The organism is Streptomyces speibonae (genome assembly GCF_984686075.1).
The window spans coordinates 5608513-5622617 of record NZ_OZ480260.1 but is presented as its reverse complement, the minus strand read 5'-3'; the positions used below and the strand labels follow the sequence as shown (position 1 = coordinate 5622617).

At 70.5% G+C, this 14105-nt stretch carries 14 protein-coding genes and 1 pseudogene; 7 read left to right on the top strand and 8 right to left on the bottom strand.

The window, feature by feature from the left end; translation table 11 throughout:
- Nucleotides 1-74 precede the first annotated feature (74 nt).
- A complete protein-coding gene (gene pepN / locus AC5L3C_RS25165; RefSeq protein ID WP_493650988.1) occupies nt 75-2660 on the top strand; it encodes an aminopeptidase N in 2586 nt (861 codons plus the stop codon).
- 223 nt (nt 2661-2883) lie between these two features.
- On the opposite strand, the gene AC5L3C_RS25160 is transcribed toward pepN, so the two are convergent.
- Entirely contained in the window at nt 2884-3378 is a 495-nt protein-coding gene (locus AC5L3C_RS25160) for an ATP-binding protein (protein WP_493650987.1), read from the bottom strand.
- 56 nt (nt 3379-3434) lie between these two features.
- Between AC5L3C_RS25160 and AC5L3C_RS25155 the strand changes: the two genes are divergently transcribed.
- The 3 genes from AC5L3C_RS25155 to AC5L3C_RS25145 all read left to right on the top strand — a co-directional run bounded on the left by AC5L3C_RS25155 (nt 3435) and on the right by AC5L3C_RS25145 (nt 5468).
- Nucleotides 3435-3977, top strand: coding sequence for a GntR family transcriptional regulator (locus AC5L3C_RS25155; RefSeq protein ID WP_493650985.1), 543 nt, complete (start codon nt 3435-3437; stop codon nt 3975-3977).
- The gene (locus AC5L3C_RS25150) at nt 3974-4750 is read left to right on the top strand and encodes a GntR family transcriptional regulator (protein WP_493650983.1); all 777 of its coding nucleotides are present in this window, start codon (nt 3974-3976) and stop codon (nt 4748-4750) included. The genes AC5L3C_RS25155 and AC5L3C_RS25150 overlap by 4 nt, the downstream gene beginning before the upstream one ends.
- A 316-nt stretch (nt 4751-5066) precedes the next feature.
- The gene (locus AC5L3C_RS25145) at nt 5067-5468 is read left to right on the top strand and encodes a YunG family protein (protein ID WP_493650981.1); all 402 of its coding nucleotides are present in this window, start codon (nt 5067-5069) and stop codon (nt 5466-5468) included.
- A 110-nt stretch (nt 5469-5578) separates the two neighbouring features.
- On the opposite strand, the gene AC5L3C_RS25140 is transcribed toward AC5L3C_RS25145, so the two are convergent.
- Nucleotides 5579-6181, bottom strand: coding sequence for a TetR/AcrR family transcriptional regulator (locus tag AC5L3C_RS25140; protein WP_493650979.1), 603 nt, complete (start codon nt 6179-6181; stop codon nt 5579-5581).
- A gap of 70 nt (nt 6182-6251) precedes the next feature.
- Here AC5L3C_RS25140 and AC5L3C_RS25135 point away from each other — a divergent pair, with 70 nt between their 5' ends.
- Nucleotides 6252-7145 (top strand): NADP-dependent oxidoreductase, encoded by an 894-nt coding sequence (locus AC5L3C_RS25135; RefSeq protein WP_493650977.1) that lies wholly within the window; start codon nt 6252-6254, stop codon nt 7143-7145.
- A gap of 160 nt (nt 7146-7305) precedes the next feature.
- Here AC5L3C_RS25135 and AC5L3C_RS25130 read toward each other — a convergent pair.
- From AC5L3C_RS25130 to AC5L3C_RS25120, 3 genes and pseudogenes are all read right to left on the bottom strand, one after another.
- Nucleotides 7306-7398, bottom strand: a pseudogene (locus AC5L3C_RS25130) (IS21-like element helper ATPase IstB); the annotation flags it as partial.
- Between the two features lie 75 nt (nt 7399-7473).
- Entirely contained in the window at nt 7474-7992 is a 519-nt protein-coding gene (locus AC5L3C_RS25125; protein ID WP_493650975.1) for a YceI family protein, read from the bottom strand.
- 155 nt (nt 7993-8147) lie between these two features.
- Nucleotides 8148-9005 (bottom strand): LysR family transcriptional regulator, encoded by an 858-nt coding sequence (locus AC5L3C_RS25120; protein WP_493650973.1) that lies wholly within the window; start codon nt 9003-9005, stop codon nt 8148-8150.
- Nucleotides 9006-9075: 70 nt separating this feature from the next.
- Between AC5L3C_RS25120 and AC5L3C_RS25115 the strand changes: the two genes are divergently transcribed.
- Entirely contained in the window at nt 9076-9807 is a 732-nt protein-coding gene (locus tag AC5L3C_RS25115) for an SDR family NAD(P)-dependent oxidoreductase (protein WP_493650972.1), read from the top strand.
- A gap of 112 nt (nt 9808-9919) precedes the next feature.
- Here the strand turns inward: AC5L3C_RS25115 and AC5L3C_RS25110 are convergent, their stop codons facing one another.
- A complete protein-coding gene (locus AC5L3C_RS25110; RefSeq protein ID WP_493650971.1) occupies nt 9920-11167 on the bottom strand; it encodes an MFS transporter in 1248 nt (415 codons plus the stop codon).
- A gap of 170 nt (nt 11168-11337) precedes the next feature.
- Between AC5L3C_RS25110 and AC5L3C_RS25105 the strand changes: the two genes are divergently transcribed.
- Nucleotides 11338-12273 (top strand): LysR family transcriptional regulator, encoded by a 936-nt coding sequence (locus AC5L3C_RS25105; RefSeq protein WP_493650969.1) that lies wholly within the window; start codon nt 11338-11340, stop codon nt 12271-12273.
- A 37-nt stretch (nt 12274-12310) separates the two neighbouring features.
- On the opposite strand, the gene AC5L3C_RS25100 is transcribed toward AC5L3C_RS25105, so the two are convergent.
- Together AC5L3C_RS25100 and AC5L3C_RS25095 are read right to left on the bottom strand one after the other, a co-directional pair.
- The gene (locus tag AC5L3C_RS25100) at nt 12311-13171 is read right to left on the bottom strand and encodes an alpha/beta fold hydrolase (RefSeq protein ID WP_493650968.1); all 861 of its coding nucleotides are present in this window, start codon (nt 13169-13171) and stop codon (nt 12311-12313) included.
- 76 nt (nt 13172-13247) lie between these two features.
- Nucleotides 13248-14003: a hypothetical protein gene (locus tag AC5L3C_RS25095; protein WP_493650966.1), complete on the bottom strand. Its 756-nt coding sequence runs from the start codon at nt 14001-14003 to the stop codon at nt 13248-13250.
- Nucleotides 14004-14105: the final 102 nt, after the last annotated feature.

The window sequence follows — 14105 nt, the reverse complement described above, 5'->3', positions numbered from 1 at the left end:
CGGCTCGGTCATCGCCTCAGCCGGATTCCGCGTGGAAGGATGGCGCAACCCACACATAACGAGGAGATGACCGCGTGCCTGGCACAAACCTGACTCGCGAAGAGGCGCAGCAGCGGGCGAAGCTGCTGACCGTTGACTCGTACGAGATCGATCTGGATCTCTCCGGCGCGCAGGAGGGCGGTACCTACCGGTCCGTGACCACGGTGCGCTTCGACGTCGCCGAGGACGGCGACGGCGCCGAGTCCTTCATCGACCTGGTCGCCCCGGCCGTGCACGACGTGACCCTCAACGGTGACGCCCTCGACCCCGCCGAGGTCTTCGCGGACTCCCGTATCGCCCTGCCGGGCCTGCTGAAGGGCCGCAACGTCCTCCGTGTGGAGGCCGACTGCGCGTACACCAACACGGGTGAGGGCCTGCACCGCTTCGTCGACCCCGTCGACGACCAGGCGTACCTGTACACCCAGTTCGAGGTGCCGGACGCCCGGCGGGTCTTCGCGAGCTTCGAGCAGCCCGATCTGAAGGCGACGTTCCAGTTCACCGTGAAGGCGCCGGAGGGCTGGACGGTCATCTCCAACTCGCCCACGCCCGAGCCGCGCGACAACGTCTGGGTCTTCGAGCCGACGCCGCGCATCTCGTCGTACATCACGGCACTGATCGTGGGCCCGTACCACTCCGTGCACAGTGTGTACGAGAAGGACGGCCAGTCCGTGCCGCTCGGCATCTACTGCCGGCCCTCGCTGGCCGAGTACCTGGACGCCGACGCGATCTTCGACGTGACGCGGCAGGGCTTCGCGTGGTTCCAGGAGAAGTTCGACTACGCGTACCCGTTCAAGAAGTACGACCAGCTGTTCGTGCCGGAGTTCAACGCGGGCGCGATGGAGAACGCGGGCGCGGTGACGATCCGCGACCAGTACGTGTTCCGGTCGAAGGTGACGGACGCCGCGTACGAGATGCGGGCCGCCACGATCCTGCACGAGCTGGCCCACATGTGGTTCGGCGACCTGGTCACCATGGAGTGGTGGAACGACCTGTGGCTGAACGAGTCGTTCGCCACCTTCGCGGAGGCCGCCTGCCAGGCCGACGCGCCCGGTTCGAAGTGGCCGCACTCCTGGACCACGTTCGCCAACCAGATGAAGACCTGGGCCTACCGCCAGGACCAGCTGCCGTCCACGCACCCGATCATGGCCGACATCCGCGACCTGGACGACGTGCTCGTCAACTTCGACGGCATCACGTACGCCAAGGGCGCCTCGGTGCTCAAGCAGCTCGTCGCGTACGTCGGCGAGGACGAGTTCTTCCGGGGCGTGCAGGCGTACTTCAAGCGCCACGCGTACGGCAACACGCGCCTGTCGGACCTGCTGGGCGCCCTGGAGGAGACCTCGGGCCGTGATCTGAAGACGTGGTCGAAGCTGTGGCTGGAGACGGCCGGCATCAACGTCCTGCGCCCGGAGATCGAGACGGACGGCGACGGCGTCATCACCTCGTTCGCCATCCGCCAGGAGGCCCCCGCGCTCCCGGCCGGCGCCAAGGGCGAGCCGACCCTGCGCCCGCACCGCATCGCGATCGGCCTGTACGACCTCGACGAGGCCACCGGCAAGCTGGTGCGCGGCGACCGCGTCGAACTGGACGTCGACGGCGAGCTGACCGCCGTACCGCAGCTGGCCGGCACGCGCCGTCCGGCGGTCGTCCTGCTCAACGACGACGACCTGTCCTACGCCAAGGTCCGCCTGGACGAGCAGTCCCTGGCCTTCGTCACCGAGCACCTGGGCGACTTCGAGTCCTCGCTCCCCCGGGCGCTGTGCTGGGCCTCCGCCTGGGACATGACCCGGGACGCGGAACTCGCCGCGCGCGACTACCTCTCCCTCGTGCTGTCGGGCATCGGCAAGGAGTCCGACATCGGCGTGGTGCAGTCGCTGCACCGCCAGGTCAAGCTGGCCCTCGACCTGTACGCCGACCCGATCACCCGCGACACCCTGCTGGCCCGCTGGGCCGACGCCACGCTGGCCCATCTGCGCTCCGCGGAGCCGGCCAGTGACCACCAGTTGGCGTGGGCGCGCGCCTTCGCGGCGGCCGCCCGTGAGCCGGAGCAGCTGGACCTGCTGGACAGGCTGCTGGCCGGCACGCAGACCGTCGAGGGGCTGGCCGTGGACACCGAGCTGCGCTGGACGTTCGTGCAGCGGCTGGCGGCGGTGGGCCGGTTCGAGGAGGCGGAGATCGCGGCCGAGTACGAGCGGGACAGGACGGCGGCGGGCGAACGTCACGCCGCCACCGCCCGCGCGGCCCGCCCGACGGAGGAGGCCAAGGACGAGGCATGGGCCTCGGTCGTCGACTCCGACAAGCTGCCGAACGCCGTCCAGGAGGCGGTCATCGCCGGCTTCGTCCAGACCGACCAGCGGGAGCTGCTGGCGCCGTACACGGACCGGTACTTCGAGGTCCTGGCGGACGTGTGGGCCTCGCGCTCGCACGAGATGGCCCAGCAGATCGTGGTCGGCCTCTACCCCGGCATCCAGGTCTCCGGCGAGACCCTCGACAAGACGGACGCCTGGCTGACCGCCACGGAGCCCAACGCGGCCCTGCGCCGCCTGGTCTCGGAATCCCGCGCAGGCGTGGAACGCGCCCTGCGCGCCCAGTCCGCGGACGCGACGGCGGCGGCTTCCTAACCGGTACGCGCGTGGGGCGCCCGGTACCACGCCGGGCGCCCCCTGCCATGCGCAGCCCGGTCAACGCAGCGCGTCCCACACGCGCTCACGCAGGCAAGAGTCCCGCATGGACGCCACGTCCCGCCACGCGGCGGCGGTGACCTCCTCGGTCTGCAACTTGGGAGGCAATGCGCCCGAAGTACGCGTTGAGCCGCGCTTGTTCAACTGCTTCCATCGCTGTCCCTCACTGAGGCGTGGCCATCTTGAATACGGCCCAGACGGTCTTGCCGGGGTTGTGCGCCGTCACTCCGAAGTCGTCGGCCAGGGCTGTGACGATGTACAGCCCTCGCCCTCCACAGTCGTCCGACACCGTCCCGCGCACCTGCGGGCATCCCCCACCGCTGTCGCGCACCTCGATGCGGACCAGCGGGCCGTCGCCGATCACCACCAGAGCGTAGTCACGCCCCGGCGGCGCACCATGCAGCAGAGCGTTGGTCGCCAGCTCCGACACGCAGAGACGCACGTCGTCATGCCGATCCCGATAGCCCCACTCCGTGAGCGCTTCGAGAGCGAACCTGCGTGCGGCAGGCACTGATCGGCGCGACCTCGGAAATCGACGTTGCCGTGACAGAGGCACAGTGCACCACCGCCTTGATCCAGTAGCTGTACGGTCACGGAAGAACGTACCACCTTTCGCGAAAAGCGATAAGGAGCGCGGGTATGGGGGCCGGGAACACATCGCTTAACGTGTAAAGCAGTAAGGTCGATCGAACACCCGCCCCCATGGAGGCCACAGTGAGCGACAGCACGTGGGTCAGCACCTCGTTGCCGTATCTGACTGCACGGGAAACGGGACGATCGGACGCCTGGGCGGCCGAGGCCGAGGCGCGCGGAGGCAAGGGCACACAGCGCATCGCGTACGCCGGTGAGACCACGGCCTCGGAGGAAGTCGCCGCACTGCTCGGGCAATCGTCGGAGGAAACGGTGATCGTGCGCCGCAGAGTGATCGAACTCGACGGGGAGCCATGTGAACTGACGGACACCTACTACCCCGCGCGCATCGCCCGGGGGACCCGTCTCGCCGAGAAGAAGAAGATCCCCGGAGGTGCGGTGACGTTCCTTGCCGAGCGCGGACACGTCGGCGTCCGCGTCCGCGAAGACGTGACCGCGCGGATGCCGGGTGCGGAGGAGCGGCAGGTCCTGCGCCTGGGGCCGGACGAACCGGTCATCGGGCTGAGCCGGGTCACCTTCGACGGCGACGACCGGCCCTTTCAGGTCGACAGGATGGTCATGCCGGCACACCGGCAGCGCCTGCGCTACGAGATCCGGATCGGATGACAGTGCCCACCCACAGGGAATCGCCGGACCGCCGGTCGCTCCACGAACGGATCGCCGCCGACCTCCGGGACGAAATCATGAGCGGCGACCTGGCAGCCGGCTCCAACCTTCCTTCAACTGCCCAGCTCAAGGAGCGGTTCGACGCCTCGAACGCGACCATCCAGAAAGCCCTGCACATCCTCAAGGACGAGCAACTCGTCGTCGGACGCGCAGGGTCCGCTGTCACGGTCCGCGAACACCGCCAGCGAACCCTGCGCCCGGCTGCATACATGGCTCCCGCAGACCCGGGGAAGCCCTACCGCTGGCTGACGGAAGCTGCACGGCACGGCAACCGGGCACACAGCACACTGCTCGACGTGATCGAGACACGACCCCCGGCCGATGTCGCCTCCTCACTGGGCCTCGACGACACCGAAACCGCCGTGCTGCGTCAGCAAATCCTCTCCATCGACGGAGAACCGGTCGAACTGGTCAAGTCCTACTACCCGCTGCCCATCGCCCGGGGCACCGCCATCATGGCCAAGCGGAAAATCAAGGGCGGCACCCCGACACTCCTGAGCCAACTCGGCTTCCCGCCACGCCTCAGCGTCGACCGTGTCTCGGCCAGAGTCCCCACCCAGGAGCAGTACCAGGCCCTGTCCCTGCCCAGCGACCTTCCGGTACTCCGCACGCTGCGCGTGGTGTACAGCGACCACGACCGCCCGGTCGAGGCCACTGTCATGGTCAAGGCGGGCCACCTCTACGAACTTCAATACGAGTTCACACCCGCCTGACAGACCCACTGCCCGGCGAACACCTCCGAGACCGAGGGCCAGTCGCCCCTGTGCACGCTCCAACCATTCCCCGCGGGGCCGGGGAGCAGCGGCGGTTGAACGGGACGGGCTGACGCTGCCTGGGACCATCCCCGCGGGTGCGGGTGTCCACGGACAGTGGGACATCCGAGTGAGCGGACATGTCAAGTCCTTACTGACGGACAGTTGATCTCCCTGTCCGGTATGACCATTCGTCCTCTGTTCGGCTGTATCTGCGCAGCCGGGCCGTGGCGCCTGCGCCATCGGTGTTGTCTGCGGTGGCTGCGATGCTGGCGGCATGACAACCCCTTGGAACCTGCTTGATCTCGACAAGGCCCTGCGTGCCGGCTGGGCCGCCGACACCTGCTCGCCCGACGACCAGGCCGACTGGGAGCCGCTCAACCCGGCCTGGGGGCACTGCGACATCACGGCTTTGGTCGTCAACGATGTCTTCGGCGGTGACCTCATGGTCGGCGAGGTGCATCTTGAGGGGACCCAGCACGGTTTCCACTGGTGGAATCGGCTGCCCAGCGGTGTGGAACTGGACCTGACACTCGAGCAGTTCCAGCGTGGGCAGACGGTCACGGCTGCTCGTGTCGTGACGCGGCCACCGGGCCCGCTGCCTCGCCGCTGGGAGGAGTACCTCCTCCTGCGTGAGCGGGTGATCAAGTGCCTTGGTCCGCTTCCGGAGCCCGTCTGAGGGGACGGGGGTCAGCCGGTAGGGGCGAGCGGGACGACGCCCTGACCGCTGGTGGCCTGGGTGGAGCAGACGCGCGGTACTCGATTCCAGCTTGCCGCCTCGTCCGTCGCTCAGCCTGACAGAGAAGCCCGGGCGCCCGCGTCGGCGGCCTCCCAGGCTGCTTCGATCATGTGAAAGATCTCGTCCACGGCGGACTGCGGGTCGTCCGCCTCCCGGGCCAGTGCGAAGGCGTCCACCACGAACCTGGCGATCGCCCGGCGGGCCGTGCCGGTGCGGGGCGGGCCGGGTTCGGCGGCGAGGGCCGTCGCCAGGACCTCCGCGTGCCGCAGCCGCATCGACCCCTCGTACTCCCGCAGGGCGGGCGAGGTGTCGATCATGTGCCAGACGGGAGCGGCGTCGTCCGATAGGCAATGGCGCACCATGGCGTGGATCTCGCGGCGCAGCGCGGGGACGAGGGGTTCGCCGGGCGCCCGGTCGGTGACCGCCCGGGCGAGGCGCTGCTCGAAGTCCGCGTCCCGTTCGAACACCAGGGCCTCTTTCGAGGCGAAGTGGGCGAAGACGGTGGTGACGGCCACGTCGGCCTCGGCGGCCACGTCACGGATGCCGACCTCGTCGTACCCGCGCTCCAGGAAGAGGCGCAGGGCGGTGTCGGCGATCTTCTGGCGGGTGGCGGCCTTCTTGCGTTCTCGGCGTCCGGACGGCAGCTCGGGCATGATCTGACGCTACCAGATGCAAAACCATAACCGTTTTTTTAAACTAACGGTTAGTGTTACGGTCGGCGGCATGAAGAAAGTGAGCTTCGCCGAGTTCGGCGGCCCCGACGTCCTCCGCCTCATCGACGCCGAGGAGCCCCATGCGGGCCCCGGCCGGATACGTGTCGCCGTACAGGCGGCGGGGGTGAACCCCGTCGACTGGAGAATCCGCGAGGGCCAGATGCGGCCCGCCCGTCCGGCCGGGCTGCCGTCCGGTGTGGGACTGGACGCGGCCGGAGTGGTGGACGAGGTCGGCGAGGGCGTCGAAGGGGTCCGTATCGGCGACCGCGTGTTCGGCGAAGGCGTCGACACCTACGCAGAGTTCGCCGTACTGCACGCCTGGGCCCGTATGCCCGCGGGGCTCTCGTTCGAGGAGGCGGCCGGCTACCCCTCGGTCATGGAGACCGCGCTGCGCATCCTTCGCGAGTCCGGTGTCCGCCCCGGACAGACCCTGCTGGTCAGCGGCGCGTCGGGAGGGGTCGGGTCGGCGGTGCTGCAGATCGCCCGCGAGCGCGGCATCACGGTGATCGGCACGGCCGGGGCGGCGAACCAGGAGTACCTGCGCAGCCTGGGGGCGCACGCCACGACGTACGACGAGGGCTGGGCCGGGCGGGTACGGGCGTTCAGCGAGGTGGACGCGGCCCTCGACCTGGCCGGCGCGGGCGTCGTCCGGGAGCTCGCCGAGCTCACCGGGGACCCGGCGAAGGTGATCTCCATAGCCGACCTGACCGCGCCGGATCACGGCGCCCGCTTCTCCAACGTGGCCGGCAGCGTGCCGGACGCCCTCGAGGAGACCGTCCGCCTCATCGGAGAGGGCAGGCTGCACATCCCGGTCGAGAAGTCCTACACCCTCGCCGAGGCGGCGTTCGCCCACACCGACAGCCAGGCGGGGCACACACGGGGGCGGCGGGTGATCGTCGTCTGACCGCCGCTCGCGGGGCCGTACGCATCCGGCAGGCACGGCCGTTTCAGTCCCGGGCGGGCCTGCCGGCTGCCGCGAGCACGGCAGCCGGCGACCGGGCCCGTTGCCGCTCCGAACGGCGCATCAAGGCGGCGTAGTTCCCGCGGGAGAAGTCGCTGCGAATTATGCAGAGGAGATCGACGCGTCCGTAGCGGGCGATGGTCCTGGTCAGGATCTTTTCGTCCGCGGCTTCGACCAGCTCGTTGACCAGTTCGGTGACCGGCTCGGCTACATGGAGCCGGACCGCGGGGGCCCTGCGCGGCCAACGTCGACCGCCTCGCCTTCGGCCCGATCAGCGGTGTGCGACGACTTCCACAGTGATCTCGAGATGCCGCCCCGTCATCCCCTTGGCCTTGGTGATGCCGAAGGCATACCTGTCGATGGTGGTAGTGCCGCTCGCTGTCATCCGCTTGCCCTCGTGGGCCACTGTGCCGAGTGTGACGGCGATCGGCTGAGTCATCCCGCATACCGTCAACTCGCCGTGCAGAGTGGCATCAGCGCCGGATCGTTCCAGACGCCGGCTTCGGAAGCCGATCTCGGGATGCCGAGCCACGTCCAGGTAGTCGGAGGATCTGACGTGGCCGTCACGCTGCTGATTGCCCGACTCGAAGCTTCCTGCCTCCATCACGACGTGCACCGACGACTCTTCAGCCGGGTCCGCCACAGTGATCCGGCCATGGCCGATCGTGAAGGTACCTCGGACTGGGAGCAGCCCGAACATGGCGCGTGTGTCGAAGCGGACCGTTGATGCCGCCTGATCGATCTCGTATGCACCTGCTGCTGGTACGAGCTGGTTCCCTGATGCTGCCATGAGCTCGTAGCCTCCGTGCGCTGAAGATCAACCCGTGACGGGCCAGCCTCTCGCAGCAGCAGCGAATATGCCAGCCCTCAGCCCTCAGCCCTCGACTTGTCACGAGACGGTCGCACCAGGGGGAGGGCGCCTCCCGCCCCGCGTGTCTCCCCGCTCTACCCGCCGTGGCCCGTCGCCTCGCCCGCCACGGCTACGGCCGCGCGGACGAAGGCGGCCAGGGCTGGGGAGGTGGCGTGCTCAGGCCAGGCGAGGACGAGCGTGGTGGGCTCGGCATCATCGACTGGGACAGCGACCAGGTCGTCGCGGAGCTGGCCGCGGATGGAGGCGGGGAGGACGGCGACCATGCGGCCCAGGGCGATGAGGTGGAGAAGCTGCCCGAGGTCGTGGACCTCGGGTCCGTGCGAGCCGCCCTCGGATGCCCCGGGCCAGCGCGGCAGGGGCTCCCCGGCGTAGTCGTTCCGGCAGACCCGGGTACGGCCCGCGAGGCGATGCGACCTCGGCATCACGAGAAGCTGCGTCTCGTTCAGGAGGTCCTGGGTGTCCAGGCCGGCGAGGTCGTGGTGAGGGAGGTGAAGCAGGGCGGCGTCGGCGCGCCCCTCCCGCAGGAGGATCTCACGCGGACCGAAGTCGCACACCAATTCGACCGGCAGCGCACCAGGCTCAGCCTGATAGGTCTCGAGGATCGCGGGCAGCAGGCCACCGTCGCCGCCCGGCTTGATGACCAGGACCAGACGCGGGTCGGCACGGCCGGCCCGCCGGGTGCGGTGCGCCGCGGCCGACGCGGCCTCGAGCACTGTACGGCTCTCGCGGAGCAGGACGGCCCCCGCCTCGGTCAGTGCGACCCGGCGACTGCCACGTTCCAACAGGGCTACGCCCAGCCGTCGTTCGAGCTGCTGAATGGCCCGGGAGAGCGGCGGTTGGGCCATCCCCAGCCGGGCGGCCGCCCGGCCGAAGTGCAGTTCTTCGGCGACAGCGGTGAAGTAGACGAGCTCGCGGACCTCCAGTCTTTCCATACCCGCACGGTATCGCTGCGTACCTGATCGGTGTTGGAACCCCCGGCCGCCCCCGTGGTGGGCTGAACGCATGACAGAAACCACGACTGCCCTGGTCACCGGTGCCAACAAGGGCATCGGACGCGAGGTCGCAGCCCAGCTCGCCTCGCTCGGCACGAACGTCCTGCTGGCCTCGCGCGACCCGCACCGCGGTGCGGCAGCCGCAGCCGGCCTGGGCCCGCGGGTGTATCCGGTCACCCTGGACGTCACCGACCGCGCCGGCGTCCTGTCCGCCGCCCGCTGGATCGAGGAGCGCTTCGGCCGGCTGGACATCCTGGTCAACAACGCCGGTATCTCCGGCGACCTGGCCGCCCAGAGCCCTGGCAGTGTCGAACTGTCCGCCGTACGCGGGGTGTTCGAGACCAACGTGTTCGGCGTGATCAGCGTGACCACCACGATGCTGCCACTGCTCGCCCGCTCCCCCGCCGCCCGGATCGTCAATGTCAGCAGTGGACTGGGCTCCATCGCCCGGATGACCGATCCCGAGGACTACTTCACCACCCGGCCCCCGTTGGCCGCGTACGTCCCGTCCAAGACCGCACTCAACTCCCTGACCGTGCAGTACGCCAAGGAACTGCGCAGCCGCAACATCCTGGTCAACGCCGCCGATCCGGGGCCGTGTGCGACCGACCTCACCACGGCGTTTCCCGGTCTCACCCGCACCGCGGCCGACGGCGCAGCCGTGGTCGTCCGGCTCGCCACGCTGCCCGACGACGGGCCGACCGGCGGCTTCTTCGACGAGCACGGCCCGGTTCCCTGGTGAGCTGTAAGTGGAGAACGCGGAGATCTTCCAGTCGACGCCGGTCGGGCAGCGGCGGGCTTCGGATCGGGGCGTGCCCGCCGGAGCCTCCGGCGCCCTTCACACAGGGGCTGCCTCATGAGGGGCTGGGGGACGGTTTCGGTTCGGGGTGGGGTGTCCGGTCCTGCCGGGGCAGCAGGAGTGGGGTGGTCAGGATCAGTACGCCCGCGGCCGTGAGTGCGGTGCGGGGACCGGTGAGGTCGGCGAGCAGGCCGGTGAGTGCCGTGAGGACGGCGATGGCTGCCTGCTGGCCGATCGACCAGGCGGTCAGAGTGCGGGCGACGAGATGCTCGGGGGTGTGTTCGAGCCGGTAGGTGGCGAGCACCGGGCCGTACAGGCTCATATTGACGATGATGGCCAGCTCGACGGCCATCACGGTGACGAGGCCCACGCCACCGGGTCCCACGAAGGCCAGGCCGATCAGCCAGACGGCGCGCAGGGTGCCGGCGGTCCGGAGGACGCGGTGCCGGCCGTGGCGGGCCACGACCCGGGGGGCCAGCCGGGAGCCGATGAGCCCGCCGAGGCAGGGGGCGGCGAAGGCGAGGGCGTACTGCCAGGGCGGGAAGCCGAGTTGGCGCAGCAGGAGCACGGCCAGCAGCGGTTCGGTGGCCATGATCAGGCCGGCGACGAGCATCTGGTTGAGGTAGAGAGGACGCAGTCCGGGGTGGCGCAAGATGTGGCGCCACCCGTCGAGCAGCGTGCCCGCACCGGCCGCCGCGTTCGTGCCGGTCCCTCGCGGTGGCTCCTCCCGGCCGCGGATGGCGAGGATGCCCAGCGCGGAGAGCAGATGGCTGAGCGCGTTGGCGACCACGGTGGTGACCGGCCCGAACAGGCCGATCGCCGCTCCGCCCAGCGGTGGTCCGACCGCGATGGAGCTCCAGTTCGTGGACTCGAAGCGCGCGTTGGCGATGAGCAGGTCCTCCGGCCGTACGAGGGCCTTGAGGTAGGCGCCGCCGGCCGCGTTGAAGGTGATCCTGGACGCGGCGACGACGGCGGAGACCACGAGCAGCTGGACGTGACCGAGCCGCCCGACGGCGTAGGCGACGGGGATCGTCGCCAGGGCCACGAACCGGGACAGGTCCATCATGATCATGACCGGACGCTTGCGCCGGAACTCCACCCACGGCGCGAGCGGCACCGCGATCAGCGCACCCACCGCGGGCCCCACCGCGGACAGCGCGGCCACCTCGCCGGGCCCGGCGTGCAGCACCAGCACCGCGATCAGCGGCAGCGCCCCGAACCCCAGGCCCGTCCCATAGGCACTCACCGCGTACGACGCCCACAGCCAGCCGAACCGCCGGCCCAGTCGCCTCCTGCCCACCATGCTCGGCCCACTCCTCTCGAGGTCCCCTCCAGCGAGGTCCCGTCCAGCGAGGTCCCGTCCGGACAATCCGGCGTTGACCGAGCAGAGACAATCGGGCCGAACAGGCGCAGGTCAAACAACCGAATCGGGCGTGCCTCACAACCATTGGTTGTTCACTATGGTGGGTCGGCGTGGACCTCGAAGCCGTGCGTACCTTCGTCGCCGTCGCGGAAGCGGGCCGGTTCCAGACAGCCGCCGCCGACCTGTCGGTCACCCAGCAGGCCGTCTCCAAACGCATCGCCGCGCTGGAGCGCACCCTCGGCGTGCGCCTGTTCACCCGTGCCCCGCGCGGCGCCGAACTCACCATCGACGGGCGGGCGTTCCTGCCCCACGCACGGGAACTGCTGCGCGTCGCGGAGCGTGCGAGCGCGTCCGTGCGCCCCGGCCGCCGGCCGCTGCGCGTCGACGTGATCGCCTCGCGCAGCGCGCAGTCGGGCCTGATGCGCGGTTTCCACCGCGCGCACCCCGAGGTCGACCTCGATGTGCTGATGCTGGTCGACATCGAGAGCGCCGTCGCCGCCCTCCGGTCCGGTGCGATCGACGCGACCTTCCGCGCCGTCGCCGCGCCCGGCCGGCCGCTCGGCGAGGACATCCGGTCCGTCCGGGTGCTCGACGAGCCGCTTCAGCTCCTCACCGGGCCCGCCCACGCGCTGGCGGACGCCCGGTCCGTGCCCCTCGCCCGGCTCACCGGGCACCGGATCTGGATGCCCGGCATCGCCCCCGGCACCGAGTGGGGTGCCTACTACGACGACCTCGTCGCCGAGTTCGGCCTCACCATCGAGTCGACCGGCCCCAACTTCGGCTCCGACGCACTGCTCGACACCATCGCCGACACCCCGGCCCTGGCCACGTTCATGGGCGAGCACTCCCGCCTCATCTGGCCCGACGGCCACGACCTGCGCCGCATCCCGGTGACCGGCCCGACGCCCGTCTACCCGCACTCGCTCCTCTGGCACCGCGACAACCCCCACCCGGCGCTGGCCACCCTCCGCGCCCACCTCGCCGCCACGACGGCCGGCCACGACGCCGCCGGGACCTGGAGGCCGGACTGGGTGATTCCACACTGACCGCGGGCGGGGTTACGGCCCTCAGGCCCTCAGGCCCTCAGCGGTCGACGCGTGCCAGGAACCCGGTGACCGTGCGGACGAAGTCATCGGGACCGTCCACCCACGGGTTGTGGGCGGCGCCCGCCTGCACGACGTGCTCGCCGTGCGGGAAGAGCCCCGCCACCTCGGCTGCGGAGTCCGGACGCGGGGAGCCGTCCAGCGCACCGGAGAGGACGAGGACGGGCGCGTCGAGGGCGGCCAGTACCGCGCGGGCGGCGTCGGCGTCGTCGAAGGCGCCCGGAGCCAGGTAGGCGGCCGCCGCCTCCTCGTCGAACCACGTGGCGCACGCGGCGGCGTGCGCCTGCGCGGCGGCGTCCCAGCGGCCGTAGGACAGGCGGTCGAGCAGATCGAAGTCCGCGTCGTCCGCCTTCCCGGACACCGCCCGCTCGAACGCCGGCCGGACCTCCTCGTACCAGGGCTCGTCCCGGCGCAACTCCAGTGCCTCACGGCGCCGTTCGACGGGGAAGTCGATCCCGGCGGTGCGCGCACGGGCGCAGACCAGCACGAGCGAGCGCACCCGCTCCGGGTACCGGGCCGCGTAGGCCAGGACGAGGTCCCCGGCCGCCGAGTGCCCGAGGAGGTCCACCCGCTCCAGGCCGAGGGCGGCCCGGAGCGCCTCGACGTCCTCGGCCTGCCGGTCCACCCGGGAGCCGGCCGGATCGGCGGGGCTGGCCGAGTCCCCCGTGCCGCGCGGATCCAGCAGCACCAGCTCCTGCCGGTCGGCCAGCCCGCCGAGGTCACCGAAGTAGGCGGAGGGCATCATCGGACCCCCGGGGACGCAGACCAGCGGTCCGTCACCCCCGGCCCCCTTCCGGTGGTAGGCGAGGCGAGTTCCGTCGGGCGTGTCGAAGGTCGGCATGAGCCGGATGCTCGCAGACGTGGCGGGCAGCGGCCATCGAATTGGACGCGTCCGCGGCAACGGCGGCCGCACCCGATCAGCCGGCCGGAGTGTGCGGTATCGCCTCGCGCGCTTCGGCGAGGGCCCGCTCCCTGAGGTCGCCGAACAGCTGCATCCCGGTGGCGGCCAGGACGTCATCCCTGCCGATGGTCCGCCAGTCCCCCTTGCGGGTGGACAGGGCCCGGAGGGGGCTCTTGAGGAATGACTCGGGATCGCCCGACGTCCCCAGGGTGACCGAACCAAAACGTTTGACCCCGCCCTCGCGGACGACCATGGCCGCGTCCCGGGCCAGGTCCGTCAGGAACACGCTTGCTATGCCGTCCAGGTCGCGGACCATCACCGGGACGGCCGTCGTCCCCCGGCTCCGCAACAGCTTCTTGACCCCGGCCTCGAACCGGTGGGCGCCGTCCACACCACTTGGTTGGCGCGCTCCGCCGCGCTGACGGGGAGGCACGACGACACCGTCGGCGTCATACACGACGCCGGTCAGGCCACGGAACGTCGGGCTGTACACGTACCACTGGCTTCCCACCTCGACCTCGACGTTGCGGCCGATGGCCGAGAGCAGGTCCCGGGGAACCAGCTTCTTGCGGCCCTCCTCCGCCGCCGCTCCCCTCGCACCGTCGACGATCTCCGCCAGCACGGTCCGTGTCACTGACGCGGCGGCCCGGACGGCCTGCCGGGAGACGTGCAACGAGGTCACGTCCCTGAACACCGCTCTGACAAGAGGCGGCTTGAACGGCGAGACATCCATGCCCGAGGCGGTCCCGGGGTGTGCGGACCGAGTGGTCATCGGAAGAAGTGCTCCCTGCTGTCGAGTTGCCGGAGTCCCACACTTCACCACGAAGACCCCGCGAGTGGCGGCATCCGCAGCAGCTGTCTGAGAACAGTCGTT